The organism is Sutcliffiella horikoshii (assembly GCF_019931755.1).
Taxonomy (GTDB): Bacteria; Bacillota; Bacilli; order Bacillales; family Bacillaceae_I; genus Sutcliffiella_A; species Sutcliffiella_A horikoshii_E.
Genome location: NZ_CP082918.1, coordinates 1,477,320 through 1,499,019 on the forward strand (window position 1 = coordinate 1,477,320; position 21,700 = coordinate 1,499,019).

The window sequence follows — 21,700 nt, forward strand, 5'->3', positions numbered from 1 at the left end:
TCCTGTATGTAAGTTATAATGTGATTATACCATAAAAAGAACATGTGTTCTATAAAAATGTAAATTTTTTCTAATTGTGTTGCTATGGAAACAACATCACATCAAAATGAAAAAAACACTCCATAGGTTTGACACTGTATCCCGCAATGTCGTTGGAGTGGTTTTTGTGTCCGTAGCACTTCTGTCAAAAAAGCTCGGCACTGATTTTCCCTTTGGAAAACCTAACCTTATTTTATCACATCGGAAATATAGTTTCCTCATCAAAAGGTTTCTTTGAGGAAATTATTTTTTCCGTCTTAATACATATTGTTTTCACCTCGATTATGTAAAGTTTTAATAGATTTCTCCAACTTTTGTGATGATTGATAAATCGGGTAGTATGCGGTTGCTTAGTCTTTCTTAAACTAAAAGAACATTAAAGAAATTTTAATTTCATTCAAGTAATCACTTGATTATTGATTGATAAAGTGTATATAATATATTCAAGCAAATACTTGAATGAATGGAGTGAGAACATGAGTAAGAAAGATACATGTGAGATTTATTGTTATGATGAAGAAAAGGTAAATCGAATACAAAATGATTTACAAACAGTTGAAATATCTGGTGTTGCTCAGTTGTTTAAAGCAATAGCTGATGAAAATAGGGCAAAGATTGCCTATGCCTTGTGTAAGGATGAAGAACTCTGCGTTTGTGATATAGCACATATTATAGGGAGTACCGTTCCAAATGCATCCTTCCACTTACGAACACTTTATAAGCAAGGAGTTGTAAAGTATAGAAAGGAAGGAAAACTTGCGTTTTATTCTATAGATGATGACCACATTAAACAATTAATTATGATTGCTATAGCTCATAAAAAAGAGGTGAAAATAAATGCCTAAACAACAAGTAAAAACAGCAGACCAAGCAACAAAAACATATCGAGTAGAAGGATTCACTTGTACCAACTGTGCAGGTATTTTTGAAAATAACGTTAATAATTTAGAGGGTGTAATTGATGCAAAAGTAAATTTTGGAGCATCAAAAATTACCATACAAGGAAATACCACTATTGAAGAATTGGAAAAAGCGGGAGCATTTGAAAACCTTAAAATACGAGGTGAAAGAGAAAAGGCAACTGAACGAGGGCCTTTCTGGAAGCAAAAAGAAAACATTAAGGTATATATTTCAGCTATTCTTCTTGCTGTAAGTTGGTTTTTAGGAGAGCAATACGGCGAAGAACATATCCTACCAACAATCGGATATGCTTTGTCTATCCTTATTGGAGGATACTCTTTATTTATTAAAGGGCTGAAAAATTTAGTTCGTCTCAAATTTGATATGAACACCCTGATGACAGTTGCAATTTTAGGTGCATCAGCCATCGGAGAATGGGGAGAAGGAGCAACCGTTGTTATTCTCTTTGCGGTCAGTGAGGCATTAGAACGCTATTCAATGGATAAAGCAAGACAATCGATTAAATCATTAATGGATATCTCTCCAAAAGAGGCATTAATCAGACGTGGCAATCAAGAATTGATGGTTCCCGTTGAAGATATTCAGATAGACGACATTATGATCGTGAAACCAGGACAAAAATTAGCCATGGATGGTGTGGTAATTAAGGGAACTTCAACCTTAAATCAAGCGGCCATTACAGGTGAATCCGTTCCAGTTGCTAAAACAATCGATGATGAAGTATTTGCAGGAACTTTAAATGAAGAAGGATTATTGGAAGTTAAAGTAACAAAACGAGTGGAAGATACAACCCTTTCAAAAATCATTCATTTAGTTGAAGAGGCTCAGGCAGAGAAAGCTCCTTCCCAAGCATTTGTGGATCGCTTTGCAAAATATTACACACCAGGAATCATTATTCTGGCTCTTTTATTAGCAGTCATTCCCCCATTATTTATGGGTGGAGATTGGAGTGAATGGATCTATCGTGGTTTAGCTGTTTTAGTCGTAGGCTGTCCTTGTGCATTGGTTATTTCAACACCTGTTTCTATTGTAACGGCTATTGGAAACTCAGCTAAAAATGGGGTTCTTATTAAAGGTGGTGTCCACTTAGAAGAAGCAGGAGCATTGAAAATTATCGCATTCGATAAAACAGGAACCATCACAAAAGGCGTTCCTGCTGTAACAGATATTATCAATTATGATGGTGACGAACGTGAATTATTGACTATCACAACGGCAATAGAAAAAGGATCTCAACATCCATTAGCATCGGCTATTATCCGAAAAGCAGAAGAAGATGGATTAAATGCAAATAGTGTCGTAGTTGAAGATTTCCAATCCATTACAGGTAAAGGCGTAAAAGCAACTGTAAATGGTGACATCTATTATGTAGGTAGTCCAAAATTGTTTGAAGAAATTCTTCCAAATAATATTGCATCTGATATTAAAGAACAAATTACTACCCTTCAAAAACAAGGAAAAACCGTAATGGTTTTAGGTACTGAAAAAGCAATCCTTTCCTTGATTGCTGTAGCTGATGAAATAAGAGAATCATCAAGAGAAATCATTAAGAAACTTCATGAAGTTGGTATCGAAAAAACAGTGATGCTAACAGGCGATAATATGGCAACAGCAGAAGCAATCGGAAAACAAATCGGAGTATCCGAAATTAAAGCAGAATTGTTACCAGAAGACAAATTAAACTATATCAAAGAGTTACGTAAAGGTAATAAGAGTGTTGCAATGGTCGGTGATGGTGTCAATGATGCCCCTGCACTTGCATCTGCAACGGTAGGTGTTGCAATGGGTGGTGCAGGAACGGATACGGCTTTAGAAACAGCCGACATCGCTTTAATGTCAGATGATCTAAGTAAATTACCATACACCATCAAACTCAGCCGTAAAACGTTGGCTATAATTAAACAAAATATCACTTTCTCATTGGCCATAAAATTAGTAGCACTACTATTAATCGTTCCTGGTTGGTTGACCTTGTGGTTAGCGATATTTGCTGATATGGGGGCAACATTAATCGTTACTCTCAACAGCTTGCGACTTTTAAAAGTTAAAGAATAACTATTGAAAAAAAGGGATACATCCTTGCGATGTTATCCCTTTTTCCTTGTTTGATACCTTTTTTATTTTGATAGTCATAAATTCCTCCTTGTCGCCCGATAGTAGCCAACCAATAATTATTGGTAGTGTTAAACCAGGTGGGAGGAAATCAGATGTTAATATCGGATGGTATGACTCTAATCGTTCTTATAACGAGCTATGTCAAAAGTTACGGGTGCTGATTCCCCTATGGAAACCATACAATTATATATCATATATTATCCAAATGAGCCTTTTATAGCACGAATATACTTTAATGCTTGCTTGTTTAATTTATCTAACTTGGTTTCACCTTTGAAATGTGTAATTCCCCTTGGAGTAACGTTGCCAGGTTTTGCTTTTGCTTTTTTCATTTTAAACCAATCCTTTACAGATGTTTGTTTTAAGCCATTAAAAGGCTCAAATTTAGATTCTTGCTTTAAATGACTTTATACCACTTGATAATTAAAATCGCCCTTCTACAAGGCAAATAAACGGCAATAATCGTAAAATAAACCTGACTATCTTTATTATTGATTGTATTTGTAGGTCGATATGGATTCGAATTTTATTTATCAGACGGACTTAGTAAATCTACGAAGATAAAAGAGCCTTTCTTTTCGTAATTTCTAACCAAGCTGTGTAAAGCCATAACTACCAATTGGTTTTGCTTTAACCCTACTTCTTTTGCCATTTCCTCTAATTCATCTTTCAAGTTGGCGGGAAGATAAACTGACAATCGTGTGGTATCATCCATTTCAAAATCACTCCATTTTAGCGTTAATTTAACGTTATTACAGTCATTTATTGTGTTTTAACCTGTTGTGTTTGAATGGACTAAACCTCTTTTGAGTCAAATTCTTCGGATGCTTGATGAATTCTGCTTTTTCTGATTGGTGTAACTACATTATCCTTCTTCACTGTATCATGACTGTTCTTAACATTTTTTCGATAATCCTCAAATTTATCGTAACCCTCTTTTGGATTCGAAAAAGCTGTATCAAAAAACAAATCAACTATTTGATGCCTTGATTTTCCTGTAGTTAATAGGTTGATTAATGGAACATCTGATTTTAGACTTGCGTTGAACCATGAGAACAATACCGTTTGGTATTGTTTGTTTAATCCTTTTAATATCTTTTTATCCTCGTTCAGAGCTTCAATTGTGCTTTTTAGGGCATCAATTTTTTCTAAGAGGTCATTATAGTCTTTTGCTTTCTTTTCATTTATTTTTAAGGCTTCTATGAGTCTTTTTTTATCAGATGGTTTACCATTAAAGAATTTATTAACACATTCTTCTGTGTCCACATAAACATCCGATTTTGAGGTCTTTTTATTTACAATTGTAGATTCATATACTTTGTTTTTCTTATCAATAGTTTCTTTTCCTTGCCGACCATCTCTTCTCCAATAGTCTTCGCTAAATTGATAGGGGATTTCACCGTTCTCGTAAAGCTGTTTTGTATAACGATATACTTCCGAATACTTAATCCAACCAGATACCTTTGCTTCTTGTGTAAAACGGTAAATCAGATTGTCAATTTCCTCTTGTGGATAAATTTTAGGTTTTCTACCTCTTGTTTCCAATAGAATCGATCCTTTCTTTAACCTTTGAAAGATTGATATATTTGTGTATTGCCTTGTCAATACGCTTTGATTGATTAATTAGTTGTTTTTTTATTTCAGGGTTATCGGAAGAATAATATTCATCAGAACCGATATTGGCGTAAATCGCTTGATATAAGTCTTTGAGATTCTCAATCACTTCATTGATGTATGATTGGTTATTTTTTATTTTTTCCTCCAATATATGTTTTTTCTGTATGAATTCCTCCTGTGTGATTCTCCATGAATCACACTCCCAACAATCTTCCACCATGCAATTTTGTGAAGGATCGGTACAGTAACCGTCTTTCAATTTTATTTTGCATCCAGTGCTTGATGGTCTAAGAACAAATTTATTTACGAATTCTAAACCGAGAGAATGACCGAATGAGTTCGATTCAGTAGGAGACATACTATCTAAATCAGTCTTTGTAATCAATTCGAGTATTTCAAGGTCTACAAAATTTTTTAGGTGATTAAAATAGTGTTCTTGTGATTGGAGGGAGGTATGACCGCCCATTCTTGCGATTTCAACTGGATGATAGCCCTGTCTTTTCAAGTTAATAAATGCAAGGTGGCGAGTATCACCAGGAATTAGTTTTTGGCTAATAGTCATCGAATTACTTTCAATCAATGAGTCATTTTCTGGTAAGTATGTTACACCGTATTTACCAAATACTACTCTGTCATAAAACATTTCTAATGTTTTATAAAAAATTCCAGTTGAGAATTTATTAGGATTTAACTTCTTTTCGTGCCGTTGTGCAGAAGAAAAATGAGGGATTGACAAATAGGAAATTAAGGTTTCGGTCTCCCCGAATTCATCTGTTCTGTTTTTGTATTCTTCAATTTTATGGTAAATGGTATCGGGTATATATAGTTCATCCATAATTTGGATTTTTTTTGATGAAGGATCATTTTGCTTTTTTCTTGGTAGTTTTATATAAAAGTTATCATCTTTCTTTATAAGACAGTTTCGCTCTATATCCGCATATTCACTTGGGCGAAGAGGTATTATATTTGTTATCTTCCACCATAACCAAACAGGAAACCATTTAAGATAATCCTGCTCAGATAAAGGGGTTGAGAAATAATCTTCTAATATTTTTGAAAACAGTAGAATATCTTTTGAAGGCGGTAGTATTCTTGTGTTTTTGCCTATTTTATATTGATTTTTTAATCCGTAGAGAAGAGTTAGAACTTCATCTGTTATTTCTAAATCAGTGTAAAAATCAAAGAAATTAAGAGCGGAAATACAAGTCGTTTGCTTTGTTTTCTCACTTAAAGATGAAAAATGATCGGAAATATCATCTTTATTTAAGTTAGTCAATCCAGTAGTGATGGATAAGAAGGTTTCTAATCCCCTAAGACTTGAATGAACCGTATGTGAACTCATAGATGGTATAAGGGATGCACTCCAACATTTTACAACAGAAACGAATAAATCCGTATTTATTTCCTTATTAAAATAAATCGTTTCCTTTAATTCATCAAAGTTCAGCCAACGTCTTCCTTGTTCCAAAGATTCTAATTTCCAGGTATTGTCGGTAAAATTGCATTCGCTTAATGGAAATTCATTCATTTCTTGGAGCAGAATTTCTTTTGCTATTTCTATAGAACTATCTAAATCAAATTTACTATCATTAAACTCCTGAATATTTTCAATTAATTCTTCACTTATTACAAAAGCGGTTGTATTGACTCTCATAGTCTACTCCTTTAAATGTATTGGGGATCTGGAAGTAGTTTTAATTGGTGGTCAAAATCCTTAAATTCCATGTCCAAAAAGGACTCAACGATTTCTACTCCGAATTTTTGCTTGGCTTCACGTACTTTGATATAATCCATAATCAAAATGTTGTATAGCTTATTTAATTCCCCTTCGGGGATTTCATTGTCTTGGAGTGCATTGCGGTAATTGTCAATTATCCTCTTAATTCGTTCGCAAATAACGGTTAGTGAATAGAAATGTGGGATGGAGAAAGCACATCTACTACATTCCTTCTTTGAAGCGATACACTGTGCAAAAAAGCACTGGTAACTCTCTTCTTTTGCAGGGGAAAGCCCTAAATTAATTAAGTTCATTTTCTTTTGCAACTCTTCTTTCGGTAATTCGTCTAAATATTTTCCTAAATCTTCACGCTCTTGGGAGAGGTGCAATAGATACGAAGACATGTCATCCAATTTCACCACATCTCCTAATAATTCCCGTATTGTAATTGATCTCTGCGTTTGTTCTGTCCGAGTTTCAGGAGATTCCGCAATTAACAACTTCCCGACCTGATCGTAAATATAACCAAAATACCCCGTATCAAAAAGCTGTTTGGTTATAAAGTCTAAGTGCTGTTGAGGTATTACGATATAGCCGTTTGTGGTTTCTTTTGTTGTGTGTCCTCTTAAATGGCGGGCTATTTCAATCGGATCGCCAGTAGAAAAAGCGGTAGCGTTTATTACTGATTCCATCAAAGTCAAAACTGTTCTATTCATTTTTCTTGATTCAAACCTAAATCCATCTATAAAACCTTCAAAAAAAGTATTATGAACAGTAGGATTGATTGTATTATGCTTGGTGTAAAAATGAATAAGAGTTTTTTCCTCATGAACGTGTAACATACGGCATCTAAACTCACAAATCAGGATGGCGTATGCCATGGGAATTGTTAGAACGCTTGAACAATAAAACTCTGCTTTTTCTTTTGTTTTGTTGTGTTCAAACCATTGGACTCTATAATAATTCACTATTTTTTCTGATTCTAAATAGGTTAATTGTAAATTTTCAAGTGATTCTATCGAAGTTAAATTGTATTTATCAAATAAAGGGAATGAAAGCCTTGGGAACTCGATAATATCTTGTCTACGCCAACCATTGTTTATATGAAGTAGAACAAATAACCAAAAAGAATCATATTTTCTGTATTTCTTTTTGTTCGTTAATGCAGTACCAACATCTTTGATGGCTAATTTTTTATGCCTTTCGTAATCGCAAACAAAAGAATGTAATGATATATATTCATCAATGGAATAGACTTCCTTTTCCTGGCTCTTAGTTGCAGTCAACTTCGGATCAATTTTTTTCAAATCAAACAATTTTTTTCCATATGTTACAAGTGTGTCGTTAGCGGTTGATATGAAAATAAATAGTTCTTTTCTATAATTTTTTGGTACATTAAGACTGAAAAGCCCTAAATTTAATTCCATCTCGGAGAATTCAAAGATTTCCCTTGATTTAATAAAATTGATAAGAGTCGTGGTTGTTTTGCAAAAATTTGAGGCTCTCCTAATGCAAGTTTCATAATTACCGCTTTGGTTTGATAATTTCCAATTTACATATTTGAACCAAAGCTCTTTAGTTAATTTAGCTTCTTCCGAAAAGGTTACGTTTTCCAAACTGAAAAGTTCTAAAAATACATGATAATAGTCAGAACTGGTTGAATTGAGAATTTGACTGATTTCTTTTTCTTTTTTTATTTTCTGTAAATATTGATCAAACTGAATTTTTTCGAATAAGGATATTTTCCCATCGAATTTTTTTATTTGTGCAATATGTGGGATATTATGACGGATAGTTTTTATGAATTTATTATCCACTTTCACAGTTCCTATCTCATTAGAAAGTGATGTAATTTCCTCATACGAATAGTAATTTTGTTCTAAGTCAGTATATATTTTTTCTTGTTCATTCAAGAGGGATTTTAAATCCTGTTTAGATAATCGACCTAAATAAGAAGTGATGTTATATTCCCTCAAAATTTCATAAAAGTTCTTTGGTGTGTTTATATTGAGTATTTTTTGTGCATCGGTGACGCTGACTCCATCAACGATTAGTTTCTTTTTGATTTCTTTTAATGCATCTTTCTTTATATACATAAATTCATGTAATTTCAGGAATGTTAATATCTCATATTTTTCTTTTATAATATATCTTGTGAAGGTGTAAGAATCTTTGAAATAGCTGAGTTGTAAATGTGCATCTGCTATAGAAATATAATTTTGAACAAATTGCTCATAACTTGATTTTTTGATTAAGTATTTCATGGTAAGTGTGGGTGGTATTTCCATTATCAATATATCCATGCAAGCACTTTTGCATAGATTCAAAAAACGACCATAGTACATATTATCAGCTTTACTACCCATTGTTTTTTCAATAAGCTCGCCAATGGTGTAGTAATCGTTTCTGATTTGTTCAATCTTAGAAAGGTATGTTTCCAGTGATTTAATTGAATAATACGTTTTTCCATCCGAGCTTATGGTTTCTAATTCACCTGCATCGACAAGTGCTTGTCTTTTTTCTGGTCGTTTTAATCCTAAACCGCTAAGATCAAACAATTTTACAAGTTCATTGTACGATACAAAATCATTCATTTAATTCCCCTCAAATCTTCTACAGTAATATTGTTTTTCCTATCGGATACAAGGGGAGCTTTTGCAATGAGTTCGGTAGCTTCAACAGTCTTTTTCCTTACATTCATTGCCTCAGTATAGCTTTTTGCGGAATCAACAAAGCTATCCCCTCTGGCAATTGCTACTTCTTCAGGACTCCACCCAAGTAAGAATGTGAGCATATTGGTATAAATTCCACGCCCCATATGAGTAGACCAAGGTTTTGATGTTAAAATTTCATAATCATCCGTACTCTGTTCCAAAACAACTTCCAGAAATCTGTCTCTTACTTTAGTGAATCGTTTCCAATATTCCTTCCCTGAGATGGGATTGCCTTGGTTTGAAACAAAATAAGCAAATTTGTTTTTTATTTTCTTTGTTTTTTCTAACCGTTTTAGTCTTTCTTCATGATTTTCTAAGAATTCCAAGACAATATCTGTTTTAAACACTGCTTGTAATCTTGGTTTTTTTACTTGCTCCGAAAGTGTACTTATTTTATTGGGAAAGAGTATTTTCCAATTGTCTTTTATATCAAGATTAAATTCTCCTGAACCGTTCTCTTTAGGCTTTTTTATACTGCTTCGCATTAAATTGATTACTTCGCCTCGTCTTAACCCTCCATAGAATTGAAAAGCAATTCCTAATGCAATTTCAGGAGCCTCTAACTCTGCTACTCTTAAAAATGTATTTACAAGATTCAATTTCCCATCACCGAAATCGTGTAATCTTCTTTCTTTAATCTTTTCACGACTTTCTCTTGCAGGAAATTCAACACTAAGGTCAAATCCCCTAAAAGGAGATCTTGGAATGTATATTGTTTTACCCTTTATTTTCCTTGGATCATAAATAATGTTAATTTTTTCATTTATGATGTTTTGGTCAATCAAGTACACATAGAACTTTGTGAGTAATCGCTCTGCGGTAAATACGGTATTAGGTTTAATCTCATTCAAATCAACTCTATATTTCAGATAGGTTAGATATTTAGCACCATGGATCAATCCTAATCCCTTTAATCCTTCGTCTTCCAATGGGAGGAATAATTCATCTTCATCATCAATACACTCCAAAATGTAATTTAGAAATTTTTTTACTTCTTCTGCATAGCTCTTTTGGGTTGTAGGGGCATGAGACAGGTCAACGGATTCCCCTTTAATAAAGTTAGTCAATGGGTGAGGATAAATGATACCTGTATCTCTATCTTTTACACATATGAATGTTTTTGCAGATGAAACCATTTTGTTATTTTTTAGCTCTTTTATTTCTTTTTGGATTACGACAAATTCATAATTCATAATTGCATTCCTCTCTGCGTTAATTGTGAATTTAACTTAAATAAATTTTTTGCTCAATCCTCTTCCAACCAGTTGTAAAAAGGGATAGACCTTTGTTCGTTCTCAGGTGATGTAGTCCTTTGGATTCTCGTAAAGTTTCTCTCTTTCTTGATTGGTAAAGTAGAAGGAGTCCACCCTTTACTAATTGCCTTTTTAATAAACCCTTCGGGATTCTTGACTTTCTTAGGTGATTGTTGCATTGTAAGCAATATTTCCAAAGTTCGTTTGATTCCAATATGACTAAGAATGTTAATCATCGTTTGGGTAGGTGAAGTCATAGTAACTGCTTGATATGCTAATAAAACTAATTCTTTTGAATGTCCATCATGTGTTGGGTAAAGCGGTTCTTGATCCAATGCATTATTCACTTTAATCGGTGAATCTTGATTTTCGGTTAGTAATGTATGGATGTCTTGCTCTGGTATTTGCCAACCTTGCTTGTCGGATTCTTTAAGAGCATTCGGAAACTTTCCAGTACGAATCCATCTTTTAACGGTTTCCTCGCTTTTTTGAAGCCTCTCAGCTACTTCTCTAACGGAAAGGAACTTGTTCATTATTTGCCCCTGCTTTCATTAGTAGATTTCTTATTTATTGCCTGTAGGCAACATACGTTCTGTTTGCGGTTAAAAAATTACAACAACACGTTTATGTAAAATTGTTGTTGTTGTAAAAGAGGTCTTATTAGAGTCTTAAAGTAGTCTATTAATATGCAATATCTTATACATCTTTATAATAAACTATATAACTATTTATTTCAACACAAAATTAGGTGTATTGTTAAAAATAAAAGGTGTAACAAATATTGCTACACCAATGGTTAGGTTATATGATTTATTGTTATTTATTTTCACTACGGAAAAAAGGGAATATAAGTGTGAAATCCACTCAATGAGCATGGAATTCTTCACTTGGCCGTGGATGAACCTGTTCTTCAAAGAGGATACAGAAAAATATAAGTTCTCTCATTTAAGTGGAGCAATCTCCTTCTTGCCATATGGCGTAGCAGTTGACGAATTCCAACATTATGTATACCAATACCCAGATGCTTCTCCAGCCGAAAGAAATCAAGCATGGAGAGAGATTGAGAAAAAATACCTGCCAGGCCGTGATTATGATGGAAATTCTTATTTAGAAGCAGGTGGATTCTGGCAACGTCAAGGCCATATTTACCGCTCTCCATTCTATTATATTGATTACACACTTGCCCAAATTTGTGCACTGCAATATTGGAAGCTTTCACAAGAAAATCCTGAGTCTGCATGGAACTCTTATTTAGAGCTTTGCAAACAAGGTGGCAGCAAATCATTTGTCGACCTAGTTAAATTTGCAGGTCTACGATCTCCGTTTGAGGATGGTTGCGTAGAGTCAGTTGTCGGAGAGATTGAAAACTATTTGAATGAAGTAAATGATAAAGCGTTATAAGAGATAAAGCTGTCGTACACTCCGGCAGCTTTTTCTTTCACTTTTACCGCAAATTTTGTAGAATAAAGGGTATACTTTAACCAAAATAGATCTAAATACTCTTAAAATTATTAGTAAAAATCGGTAAGCTACATAAAGATTTTTATGAAGATACTATTATTAACACTTTTAGTATCAGAAAAGGAAGTGACTGTTATGAAAACGAATGTATTATTTTCCAATGTTTCAACACTAAAAGTTTACGGTGATTTCCCTTTATCCGTTTCTAATATTTTTTCTGATTCTAGACAAGTAACGACAGATTCCGTTTTTGTTTGTATAAAAGGTTATACGGTGGATGGTCACCTCTACATACCTTCTGCAGTTGAAAAAGGTGCAAGTGTGATTGTAGTACAGGATATGCCGGAACAATTAGTGGAAGGAATCTGCTATGTGCATGTTCGAGACACAGAGCGCGCATTGGGTCAGTTAGCAAATGCATTTTTTGATTATCCATCCACAAAACTTCGCATTGTCGGGGTAACAGGAACAAATGGAAAAACGACAGTCTCAAGTGTCATCAATAATGTAATGAGAAAAGAAGGATATAAAACCGGGCTAAGCGGTACCATTGAGATTGATATTGATGGAGAGAAATTTGAAAGTAAAAATACAACAAGTGACGTTTTAACCATGCAGCGAATGCTTAAAGATATGGTAGAAGCTGGTGTAACCGATGTGGTAATGGAAGTATCCTCACATGGTCTCGTACTTGGTCGTCTCGCAGGAGTGGAATTCCAAAACGGTGTGTTCACTAACCTGACACAAGATCATCTCGACTTTCATGGAACGATGGAGAATTATAAAAATGCCAAAGGTCTCCTCTTTGCTCAATTAGGTCAAGATCTTCGCAAGGACAAAGCTGCTATATTAAATGTGGACGATGAAGCAACCAAGGATTATATTCAAATGACAGGTGCTAGAATCATCACTTACGGAATTAAGAATGATGCGGATTTTAAAGCGCGGGACATAAAGTTTTTTGAAAATAAGACAAGCTTCATACTTGAAACTAATTTTGGCGAATTTGAGTTGGAAATCCCGTTTGTTGGGGAATTTAATGTTTACAATATTTTGTCCGTCATTTGTGTTCTTTGGGACAAGGGAATGCCGTTTGAGCGTATCTTGAATCATTTAAGAGAGACTGCACCACCTAGTGGACGAATGCAGACACTTGAGACAGGTGACAAACGAAATGTCATCATCGATTATGCCCATACAGAGGATGCAATCGGCAAAGCGTTGGACAGCATTCGCATGTTCTCCAAACATAAAATCATCTCCATTATCGGCACAGGTGGAGGAAGAGACAAAGACAAACGCCCTAAAATGGGGAGAATCGCAACAGAAAAGTCGGAATATGTCATCTTTACTACAGATAATCCGCTGGATGAGCCTGGGGAAGAAATTGTCCAAGGGATGGCTGCAGGAGCCATACATGAGAACTTTGAATGTATCCCTGATCGCGAACAAGCAATCATCAGAGCTGTTGAAATTGCAGGAGAAGGGGATGTCATCCTAATCGCCGGCAAAGGTCATGAGAATTATCAATTGATCGGAAGCGAATCCGTTCCATTTGATGAAAGAGAAATTACAATAAATGCAGTAAAAGCCTTTCCACTTACAGAAACCATTCCTACAACATAGAAAAAAAGGATATAGGCTGACTTGATGATAGGCTCACATATTTACAAAGTGAGTCTTTCATCTGGTCATCTTTTTTTTAGATATAAAACTAATGATATACAGGGGATGGAAAATATATGGGGAAAAAGTCATTGGTCTTTATGTTTATTCTGATGGTTACAATGGGCTGTACATCAAATGTGAACACGAGTGTAACCGAACAGAATGATAATGAGAGCAACACGGTTCAAGAAGAACCACAAAAAGAAGTGTCAGCAGAGGAAATAAGTGAAAATCCAGACAGTGAAACCACAGAGAAGAACAATCAAAAACAGGAGTTGGAGGATCTCGCATTAGAAGTGAATGGACAAGTCTATAGTGATTCGTCGCAATTTTCTGAGTATGTAACCGGAGTTAAAACACGACTAAATACGGAGGAAAAAGTGATAGCTCTTACTTTGGATGCTTGCGGCGGTGAAAATGGAAGCGGATATGATGAAGAATTAATAAGCTTTCTAGTGGAAAACAACATAAAAGCGGATCTCTTTGTCAATGCAAGGTGGATCGATGAACAATATGAGGCATTTGTAGAGCTTGCAGCAAACCCTCTCTTTACTATACAAAATCATGGAACAGAACATAAGCCGCTTTCTGTCATGCCTCGAAGTGCATGGGGAATTTCAAGTACTTCTTCTCAAGAAGAAATAGTGGAAGAAATAATGGAAAATCAAATGAAAATATTTGAGATAACAGGAGAAATCCCGCAATATTTCCGATCCGGTACAGCATTTTATGATGACACAGCCGTTCAAATTGCGGAAGACTTAGGTGTACAAGTAGTAAACTTTGATGTCATTGGGGATGGTGGCGCAACTTTTACAAAGGAGGAAGTATCGCAGGAAATGTTAAAAGCACAACCAGGTTCCATCGTCATTCTACATATGAACCAACCACAAAGTGAAACAGCAGAAGGAGTAAAAGATGCAGTACTGGCTTTATTGGAACAGGGTTTTAGTTTTGTCCATTTAAATGAATATGATTTAGAGTAGATTACAGTTTTGTAACAAATGGGTGGAAATCACATATTGATGAGGCTGTGGGTCACGATAAGAGTGGGAGGTTAGTATCGTGGCTTGTATGTTTCATGTAGTATTTTCCATTGTCTTGCTTTTTAATGTTTCGGCGTGTCAATCGAAAACGAAAGTGGAGAACGCCAATTCCATTATGAATGAAAAAATCATCCAGCAGGAGATAGTGGATGTAATAATAGATCCGGACAATGATTTTCAGGAAACGTTTAGTTTGTTGACCCTGCAAGGCTTCACAAGGTACAATTTGATTTTTATCGGCAGTGCAGGGCATTCAAAGATGAAGTTTTATATTCCTGAATTCAAAAGCAGGGGTTTTCGTATTTACAGAAGAGGACTAGGACTGGACCTAAACAGAGAACTTGATATTTAGGTGAATTTTGAGAGCACCGAACAAAAGCCATTGTCCGTTTATAGCATTAAACATTAGTTAGTGGTTAGGCACCGCTGTTCCTTTCCGCAAATGGCTTCGCTTTCCGCGGGACGGCGCTTGAGCCTCCTCACTTCGTTGCGGGGTCTCAACCTACCGTTACTCCCCCGCTGGAGTCTCCGCCATTTGCTCCAATCCACAGCTTGAAATTTCGTAAACGATACCTAAATGCTTATTCAGTTAACTAGGTTAGGTGCTGTTTTAAAACCCTTAGATGAATGAAGTCACCTTGTTGATTGAAGTGGAAGGCGCGCAGACGCCCGCGGGAGGAAGGGACATGTGAGACCCCGGAAGGCGAAGCCTGAGGAGGCTCACGGACCGCCCGCAGGCAAGCGAAGCGCCTGGAACGGAAATCAACAGTATTTTATATACTTTCTTATCAATCAAAAAAAGACTGCCCGGTTCGGACAGTCTTTTTTGATTATTTGCCGTTTACGACAATTTGGTCATCTGTTACATCTACATCGATTTTCGCAAAAGTATCGCCATCCAATAATAGGTCTGTAATTGGATCTTCAATATGCTCTTGGATGATTCTGCGCAATGGTCTTGCACCAAACGCCGGGTTATATCCAAGCTCTATCAACTTTTCTTTTGCAACATCTGAAATGGTAAGTTCACAATCACGTTCTTGGCTGAGCATTTCAGATAATTCATCGACCATAATGTCGACAATTGCCAACAGGTGATCTTTTTGAAGCTGTGAGAACTCGATGATACTGTCAAAACGGTTTAAAAATTCAGGTTTAAAGTAATTCGATAAGCTTTCGATAACAGAACCCGTTTCAGGCGTGGCCTGTTTTTCAAAGCCTACAGAAATCTTCTTATCCGTCACACCTGCGTTACTTGTCATGATGATAACCGTATCCTTGAAACTTACGGTTCTGCCTTGGCTGTCGGTAAGTCGTCCATCCTCCATCACTTGTAAGAACAGGTGTAGAACGTCCGGATGAGCTTTTTCCATCTCATCAAGCAGAATAATGCTGTAAGGATTTCGGCGAACTTTTTCTGTTAGTTGCCCCGCTTCCTCGTGACCAACATAGCCAGGAGGGGAGCCTATCAGCTTGGAAACTGCGTGTTTCTCCATATATTCACTCATATCAAATCTGATGTAAGCATCTTTCGTTCCAAAGAGCTCTTCAGCCAGTGATTTGGTCAATTCGGTTTTCCCTACCCCTGTAGGTCCAACGAATAAGAAAGCACCGATTGGACGCTCTTTTCTTTTCAAGCCAGCACGGCTTCTGCGGATCGCTTTTGTAATTTTATTGACAGCTTCTTCTTGTCCAATGACTTTTTGGTTCAAGTTTGTTGCAAGGTTTTTGAGTTTTGCCTGTTCATCAACTTGCAATTTACCAATTGGAATTCCTGACATCTCTTCCATGATGACTTGGATGTCTTCCAATGTCACTTGACCGCGCTCGTAATCCGCTTGATCGTTGGAGTTTCTTTTTTCTTCAAGCTTTTCCTCTTCGTCTCTTAACTTGGCAGCTGTTTCGTAATCCTCTTTCGATAAAGCTGCCTTCTTTTCTTCTTCAATTTGAGTCAGACGAGCATCAATTTGCTCCAAATCAATCGTATTTAACGTTAGATTTTTTCTTGATCCTGCTTCATCTAAAAGATCAATCGCTTTGTCTGGTAAGAAGCGATCTTGGATGTAGCGGTGTGAAAGCTCTACGCAAGCTTTGATGGCATCATCTGAATAGGTAACCTGGTGGTAATCTTCATATTTTGATTGAATGCCTTTAATAATTTTTAATGCCTCATCCGTAGACGGCTCTTTGACGGTAACCGGTTGGAAGCGGCGTTCAAGTGCCGCATCTTTTTCAATTTGGCGGTATTCTTTCAATGTTGTTGCCCCGACCAATTGGAGTTCGCCTCTTGCCAAAGCAGGTTTTAAAATGTTTCCTGCATCCATTGAGCCTTCAGCAGAACCAGCACCGACAATAAGGTGTAGCTCATCTACAAAAAGAATGACATTTTTTCTTTTTTGCAACTCTGTAATTACTTGTTTAAGACGCTCTTCAAATTGACCGCGAATTCCTGTGTTAGCGACAAGGGAAGCTACATCCAACAAATATATTTCCTTGTTTTTTAATTTTGAAGGAACATCGCCTTCTACAATTTTCAAGGCTAACCCTTCCACTATGGCAGTTTTACCTACACCTGGTTCCCCGATCAGGACAGGGTTGTTTTTATTTCGCCTATTTAAAATTTCAATCACACGTTTAATTTCTTTATCACGGCCAATGACAGGATCAATGAGACCTGTTTTGGCAATGTTGGTTATATTTTTACCTAGCTCATCAAGAATGCTTCCACCTTTTTTGCTTCCTAGTGATTGGTTTTGAGCCGTCCCGTTTACATGGCCTTCATCATTAGACGAGCCATTCCCAAAAGGAAAGTCAGAGAAAAAACTAGTGGGCGTCGGTGATGTCATTTGTGCTCTTACTTCTTCAAAGCAGGAAGAGCATAAGACAAGTTGTGTCTGCTCGTTATTTGAACGAAATTTAAATTGAATCGTTGCGTTATTTACTTCACATTTTTGACATTTCATCATCATGCTACCTCCTAATATTGTTGTGATATGACCCCTTATTTTGCAAGGGAAACATTTCACCTTTGATAAAAGTTTGACTTATTTTGACCTTTAAAGGTTGTAAGGTTATTATACTTTGACCTTTTTTGACTTTCAAGTAGTATGCTTACAGGAAATTAGTGGAATACAAAAGTTATGTTGAAAAGTTCAGAATATTGTATTGACTTTATTGCGTTACAGTTGCTATAATTGCAAAAAGTTTTAGTAATAATTATTTCTCCTTAGAAATATCGTAGATTATATAACTATTATGTTTTAACGTATTAACCAACTAAATAACTCTTATCCAGAGTGACTGAGGGATCAGGCCCGATGAAGTCCGGCAACCTTCAAGAATTTATTTTCTTGAGTTGGTGCTAATTCCTGCAGGCAATGTAGCCTGAGAGATAAGAGGAGGAATGTTAAACCTCTTCTTAGGAAGGGGTTTTTATTTTGTGGAAAATAGAAAAATGGAGGAATGTAGGATGACAAAACCAAACTATGATGTGGAAACAGTATTATTGCACGGAGGACAAACGCCAGACCCGACGACAGGTTCAAGGGCCGTACCTATTTATCAAACAACTTCCTATGTTTTCGACAACACCGACCATGCTCAAAATCTTTTTGCGTTAAATGAATTTGGCAATATATACACGAGAATCATGAATCCAACTGTAGATGTGCTGGAAAAAAGACTTGCTCTCTTGGAAGGAGGGGCAGCAGCTGTTGCGACAAGCTCAGGAATGTCAGCCATTGCTTTTGCGATTTTGAACATTGCCCATGCCGGAGATGAAATTGTTGCTGCAGAAAACTTATATGGCGGAACTTATAATCTCTTTGCTGTAACACTTCCAAAGTACGGAATTAAGGTAAAGTTTGTAGATGCAACAGACCCGGAAAATTTCCGCAACGCAATTACACCTAAAACGAAGGCGATATTCGGAGAAATCATTGGAAACCCAAGCTTACGCGTACTGGATGTAGAGGCGGTAGCAAAGGTGGCTCACGATAACTCTATCCCATTGATCATTGACAATACCTTTGCTTCCCCTTACCTTTGCAATCCTATCAAGTGGGGAGCGGACATCGTTGTCCATTCTGCAACGAAATGGATAGGTGGCCATGGAACAACCATTGGCGGAGTAGTAGTGGACGGTGGGAACTTTAACTGGGACCATCCGAACTTCCCTGGATTTACGGAGCCGGATGCAAGCTATAACGGAATTAAATATGCACAGACTTTTGGGAATCTGGCATTTGCTGTGAAGCTAAGAGTGCAACTTCTAAGAGATTTTGGCGCATGCTTGAGTCCTCAAAATGCATTTTTACTTTTACAGGGACTTGAAACCTTGCACTTACGAGTAGAAAAGCATAACGAGAATGCCCTGGAATTAGCGAAATACCTACAAGATCACCCTGCAGTGGAATGGGTTTCCTATCCTGGACTGCCAGATCACCCGGCACATACTCTTGCGAGAAAATATTTGGGTAGAGGCAATGGTTCCATTGTAAACTTTGGAATTAAAGGTGGAAGAGATGCAGGGAGAAAGGCGATTGACAGCATTAAACTCTGGTCTCATGTGGCAAATGTCGGAGATGCAAAATCTTTAATTATTCACCCCGCTTCCACCACACATCAGCAGCTAACAGGTGACGATTTAATTAAATCCGGTGTGACAGAAGATCTGATTCGCTTATCTGTCGGAATTGAGTCGCTAAAGGATCTGCAGAATGATTTAGATCAGGCACTATTCGTGGCTACTGGAAAGTCCAAACAAGCTGCAGTCAGTCAAAACATATAGAAATGAGTGGGATTTTGTGAGCTGTCAAACGGAACATACCAAAAAGGTATCGATCGGAACGCTGCTTTTAGAAAACGGAAAAAAACTCCCTAATGTGGAGATAGCATATGAACGAAAAGGAAATCCATCGGGTGAAGTGATTGTGGTGTGCCATGCTCTATCGGGAAATCAAGCTACTGTCGGTTCAAAAGAAAACCCTGGTTGGTGGAATAAATTTATCGGACCAGATCTTTATATCGACACGAACAGGTATCAAGTTATAACAATGAATGTACTTGGTGGATGCAATGGTAGTACGGGACCAACGAGTATTGACACTGAAACTGGTAGAAAATACGGCGCAGCCTTTCCTGCCATCACCATCAGGGACATGGTGCACTCCCAATATAAAGCCTTGCGAAAGTTAGGAATTGACCGAGTAAAGGCAATTATCGGGGGATCGCTTGGTGGAATGCAGGTGCTTGAATGGGGACATTTGTATCCAAACTTCACAGAAATTCTCATTCCAATGGCGGTGACACCATATTTTACAGATTATGCCCTAGCATACAATTCAATAGGCAGGCATGCGATTAAATCAGATCCTCTGTGGGATAACGGAAACTATTCTGAAGGGACTATCATTAAAGGGATGGAGATAGCGAGAATGGTGGGGGTGGTCACCTACCGCTCGGAAAGCCTATTTAATGACCGTTTTAACAGGGAAAAGAAAGAAAGTGTAGATATAGAATATCAGGTTGACTCCTATTTGAAATATCAGGGCCAGAAATTTTCCAAACGGTTTGATGCAAACAGCTATCTTATTCTCCTTCAGGCAATGGATCAATATGATCTCGGGTTTAAAAGAGGAGGGTGGCAACATGCGCTGGAGAAAGTGGAGGCAAAAGTTTGTATGGTCAGTTTTTCTGGCGACCTTCTTTATCCTCCACCTTTAGCAGAAGCGTTTATTAAGGAACTGAATAAACGCAATAAAAATTCGGCCTATATACAAGTTGAAACAAGGTTCGGGCATGACGGGTTTCTTGTGGAATTTGATAAATGGGGACATCATGTCAAAAACATATTAGAGAAAAAGGAAGTGACAGAATGTCTCATTTAAATATTGCAATCCTAGGATTTGGTACAGTCGGTAAAGGAGTTCATCATTCCATTAAATCTCACCAAACGAGGTTAGAACAGGTATTGGGGAAAAGTGTGAGGGTAGTGGCAATCCTTGTTAAGAATATAGAAAAACATGAACAATCTCGTGAGGATGGAGTTATACTTACGACAAACTACGAAGAAATTTTGAATATTGGGGAACTAGATGTAATAGTAGATGCCATTGTGGGCTGTGAGCCGGGACACACCTATTTAACACAGGCATTGGAAAAAGGAATACACGTGGTGACAGCGAACAAGGAAATGTTTGCTCATCATGGAGAGGAGCTTCTTGCCCTGGCCAAAAAGAATGGTGTTTCGGTAGGGTTTGAGGCAACGGTAGCTGGTGGTGTACCTGTTATTCAAACTCTGAAACAACTTTTGCAGGTGAACCGAATTAAAAGAGTTGAAGGTATATTAAATGGAACGTCCAACTTCATCTTATCCAGCATGAGAAAAGATGGTCATTCTTTTGAAGCAACCTTACAAGCAGCACAAGAAAACGGGTATGCAGAAGCTGATCCTTCTAATGATATTGAGGGATATGATGCATTTTATAAGGCTGTGGTTTTAAGTCAGCTTATCTATGGGGAAAAACCTGATGAACAGTCAACCATCCGAAAGGGTATTACAGACATTACTGCAGACTATGTGGAAAGTGCTGTTGAGCTTGGATTACGCTTCAGGCATATTGTCACGTTATTTAGAGGGGAAAAAGGGGTTCAGTGTAAGGTGGAGCCGGTGTTGATTTCTACCGAACATCCATTTTATCAGGTCGATGGGGTGCAAAACGCGGTTTCCATAGAGACCGACCTTGTTGGTAATGTTCAACTACAAGGACCTGGAGCGGGTATGTATCCAACAGCAAGTGCTATCTTGGAAGACATCATCCAGATCAGCCGTCCTGTTTTTACAGAACCAGCTTACCTGGAGTATCAGGAGGATGTTGCGAATTCATCTAAATGGGTGCTTTTTAGTAAGAATAGAAAATTAGAAATTCCTTATGACATCAAAGTTTTAGCTCGTCTATCTGATAAAGCGGCTGTTGTTGAAACAGAAGAAGTGGAAAGGATTCTTTTAGAAAATCCATTGCTCGCTCATTTTGAACTTAAAGGAAATTATCAGCATAGAGTGGAAACAGTAAACGTATAATCTATCAGCTCGTACAATTCTCTCTTCTTTCTTACCAGCTTGTCTCATATATATGTGACAAGCTGGTT

General features: G+C 36.9%; 16 protein-coding genes, 1 pseudogene and 1 riboswitch. Of the genes and pseudogenes, 9 read left to right on the plus strand and 8 right to left on the minus strand.

The window, feature by feature from the left end:
- The first annotated feature begins 515 nt into the window (after nucleotides 1-515).
- Together K7887_RS07600 and K7887_RS07605 are read left to right on the plus strand one after the other, a co-directional pair.
- On the plus strand, nucleotides 516-884 hold the full coding sequence (locus K7887_RS07600) for an ArsR/SmtB family transcription factor (RefSeq protein WP_223492931.1): 369 nt from the start codon (nucleotides 516-518) through the stop codon (nucleotides 882-884).
- Nucleotides 877-3,015, plus strand: coding sequence for a heavy metal translocating P-type ATPase (locus K7887_RS07605; protein ID WP_223492932.1), 2,139 nt, complete (start codon nucleotides 877-879; stop codon nucleotides 3,013-3,015). Before K7887_RS07600 ends, K7887_RS07605 begins: the two co-directional genes overlap by 8 nt.
- A 257-nt stretch (nucleotides 3,016-3,272) precedes the next feature.
- On the opposite strand, the gene K7887_RS22955 is transcribed toward K7887_RS07605, so the two are convergent.
- The 7 genes from K7887_RS22955 to K7887_RS07635 all read right to left on the minus strand — a co-directional run bounded on the left by K7887_RS22955 (nucleotide 3,273) and on the right by K7887_RS07635 (nucleotide 10,909).
- Complete coding sequence (locus K7887_RS22955) at nucleotides 3,273-3,407, minus strand: hypothetical protein (protein WP_263290342.1); 135 nt, start codon at nucleotides 3,405-3,407, stop codon at nucleotides 3,273-3,275.
- A gap of 194 nt (nucleotides 3,408-3,601) precedes the next feature.
- Nucleotides 3,602-3,790 carry a hypothetical protein gene (locus tag K7887_RS07610; protein ID WP_223492933.1) on the minus strand — a complete coding sequence of 63 codons (189 nt, stop codon included), beginning with the start codon at nucleotides 3,788-3,790 and terminating at the stop codon, nucleotides 3,602-3,604.
- A gap of 80 nt (nucleotides 3,791-3,870) precedes the next feature.
- Complete coding sequence (locus K7887_RS07615) at nucleotides 3,871-4,620, minus strand: hypothetical protein (protein ID WP_223492934.1); 750 nt, start codon at nucleotides 4,618-4,620, stop codon at nucleotides 3,871-3,873.
- Complete coding sequence (locus K7887_RS07620; RefSeq protein WP_223492935.1) at nucleotides 4,604-6,346, minus strand: hypothetical protein; 1,743 nt, start codon at nucleotides 6,344-6,346, stop codon at nucleotides 4,604-4,606. Before K7887_RS07620 ends, K7887_RS07615 begins: the two co-directional genes overlap by 17 nt.
- Nucleotides 6,347-6,357: 11 nt before the next feature.
- On the minus strand, nucleotides 6,358-9,003 hold the full coding sequence (locus tag K7887_RS07625) for a hypothetical protein (RefSeq protein WP_223492936.1): 2,646 nt from the start codon (nucleotides 9,001-9,003) through the stop codon (nucleotides 6,358-6,360).
- Complete coding sequence (locus K7887_RS07630) at nucleotides 9,000-10,316, minus strand: hypothetical protein (protein WP_223492937.1); 1,317 nt, start codon at nucleotides 10,314-10,316, stop codon at nucleotides 9,000-9,002. The genes K7887_RS07625 and K7887_RS07630 overlap by 4 nt, the downstream gene beginning before the upstream one ends.
- Before the next feature lie 53 nt (nucleotides 10,317-10,369).
- Nucleotides 10,370-10,909, minus strand: coding sequence for a helix-turn-helix domain-containing protein (locus K7887_RS07635; protein WP_223492938.1), 540 nt, complete (start codon nucleotides 10,907-10,909; stop codon nucleotides 10,370-10,372).
- Between the two features lie 319 nt (nucleotides 10,910-11,228).
- On the opposite strand from K7887_RS07635, the pseudogene K7887_RS07640 reads away from it, so the two are divergent.
- The 4 genes and pseudogenes from K7887_RS07640 to K7887_RS07655 all read left to right on the plus strand — a co-directional run.
- Nucleotides 11,229-11,777: pseudogene (locus K7887_RS07640) on the plus strand (M3 family metallopeptidase); the annotation flags it as partial.
- Nucleotides 11,778-11,972: 195 nt separating this feature from the next.
- Nucleotides 11,973-13,463, plus strand: coding sequence for a UDP-N-acetylmuramoyl-L-alanyl-D-glutamate--2,6-diaminopimelate ligase (locus K7887_RS07645; protein WP_223492939.1), 1,491 nt, complete (start codon nucleotides 11,973-11,975; stop codon nucleotides 13,461-13,463).
- 116 nt (nucleotides 13,464-13,579) lie between these two features.
- Nucleotides 13,580-14,491 (plus strand): polysaccharide deacetylase family protein, encoded by a 912-nt coding sequence (locus tag K7887_RS07650; protein ID WP_223492940.1) that lies wholly within the window; start codon nucleotides 13,580-13,582, stop codon nucleotides 14,489-14,491.
- Between the two features lie 79 nt (nucleotides 14,492-14,570).
- Entirely contained in the window at nucleotides 14,571-14,903 is a 333-nt protein-coding gene (locus tag K7887_RS07655; RefSeq protein WP_223492941.1) for a hypothetical protein, read from the plus strand.
- 478 nt (nucleotides 14,904-15,381) lie between these two features.
- Here K7887_RS07655 and K7887_RS07660 read toward each other — a convergent pair whose 3' ends face one another.
- Complete coding sequence (locus K7887_RS07660) at nucleotides 15,382-17,514, minus strand: ATP-dependent Clp protease ATP-binding subunit (protein WP_223493606.1); 2,133 nt, start codon at nucleotides 17,512-17,514, stop codon at nucleotides 15,382-15,384.
- A 321-nt stretch (nucleotides 17,515-17,835) separates the two neighbouring features.
- Nucleotides 17,836-17,949: riboswitch (SAM riboswitch) on the plus strand.
- Nucleotides 17,950-18,020: 71 nt separating this feature from the next.
- On the opposite strand from K7887_RS07660, the gene K7887_RS07665 reads away from it, so the two are divergent.
- From K7887_RS07665 to K7887_RS07675, 3 genes are read left to right on the plus strand one after another with little or no spacing between them, the layout of a single operon-like run.
- Nucleotides 18,021-19,340 (plus strand): O-acetylhomoserine aminocarboxypropyltransferase/cysteine synthase family protein, encoded by a 1,320-nt coding sequence (locus K7887_RS07665; RefSeq protein WP_223492942.1) that lies wholly within the window; start codon nucleotides 18,021-18,023, stop codon nucleotides 19,338-19,340.
- A gap of 16 nt (nucleotides 19,341-19,356) precedes the next feature.
- Complete coding sequence (metX, locus tag K7887_RS07670; protein ID WP_223492943.1) at nucleotides 19,357-20,439, plus strand: homoserine O-acetyltransferase MetX; 1,083 nt, start codon at nucleotides 19,357-19,359, stop codon at nucleotides 20,437-20,439.
- A complete protein-coding gene (locus K7887_RS07675; protein ID WP_223492944.1) occupies nucleotides 20,427-21,632 on the plus strand; it encodes a homoserine dehydrogenase in 1,206 nt (401 codons plus the stop codon). The genes metX and K7887_RS07675 overlap by 13 nt, the downstream gene beginning before the upstream one ends.
- The last annotated feature ends 68 nt before the right edge of the window (nucleotides 21,633-21,700 follow it).

What these genes read in the sequence shown, in the direction of transcription:
- K7887_RS07600 (WP_223492931.1), top strand. Translation starts at nt 516, where the DNA reads ATGAGTAAGAAAGATACATGTGAGATTTATTGTTATGATGAAGAAAAG.
- K7887_RS07605 (WP_223492932.1), top strand. Translation starts at nt 877, where the DNA reads ATGCCTAAACAACAAGTAAAAACAGCAGACCAAGCAACAAAAACATAT.
- K7887_RS22955 (WP_263290342.1), bottom strand. Translation starts at nt 3,407, where the DNA reads ATGAAAAAAGCAAAAGCAAAACCTGGCAACGTTACTCCAAGGGGAATT.
- K7887_RS07610 (WP_223492933.1), bottom strand. Translation starts at nt 3,790, where the DNA reads ATGGATGATACCACACGATTGTCAGTTTATCTTCCCGCCAACTTGAAA.
- K7887_RS07620 (WP_223492935.1), bottom strand. Translation starts at nt 6,346, where the DNA reads ATGAGAGTCAATACAACCGCTTTTGTAATAAGTGAAGAATTAATTGAA.
- K7887_RS07625 (WP_223492936.1), bottom strand. Translation starts at nt 9,003, where the DNA reads ATGAATGATTTTGTATCGTACAATGAACTTGTAAAATTGTTTGATCTT.
- K7887_RS07630 (WP_223492937.1), bottom strand. Translation starts at nt 10,316, where the DNA reads ATGAATTATGAATTTGTCGTAATCCAAAAAGAAATAAAAGAGCTAAAA.
- K7887_RS07635 (WP_223492938.1), bottom strand. Translation starts at nt 10,909, where the DNA reads ATGAACAAGTTCCTTTCCGTTAGAGAAGTAGCTGAGAGGCTTCAAAAA.
- K7887_RS07645 (WP_223492939.1), top strand. Translation starts at nt 11,973, where the DNA reads ATGAAAACGAATGTATTATTTTCCAATGTTTCAACACTAAAAGTTTAC.
- K7887_RS07650 (WP_223492940.1), top strand. Translation starts at nt 13,580, where the DNA reads ATGGGGAAAAAGTCATTGGTCTTTATGTTTATTCTGATGGTTACAATG.
- K7887_RS07660 (WP_223493606.1), bottom strand. Translation starts at nt 17,514, where the DNA reads ATGAAATGTCAAAAATGTGAAGTAAATAACGCAACGATTCAATTTAAA.
- K7887_RS07665 (WP_223492942.1), top strand. Translation starts at nt 18,021, where the DNA reads ATGACAAAACCAAACTATGATGTGGAAACAGTATTATTGCACGGAGGA.
- K7887_RS07675 (WP_223492944.1), top strand. Translation starts at nt 20,427, where the DNA reads ATGTCTCATTTAAATATTGCAATCCTAGGATTTGGTACAGTCGGTAAA.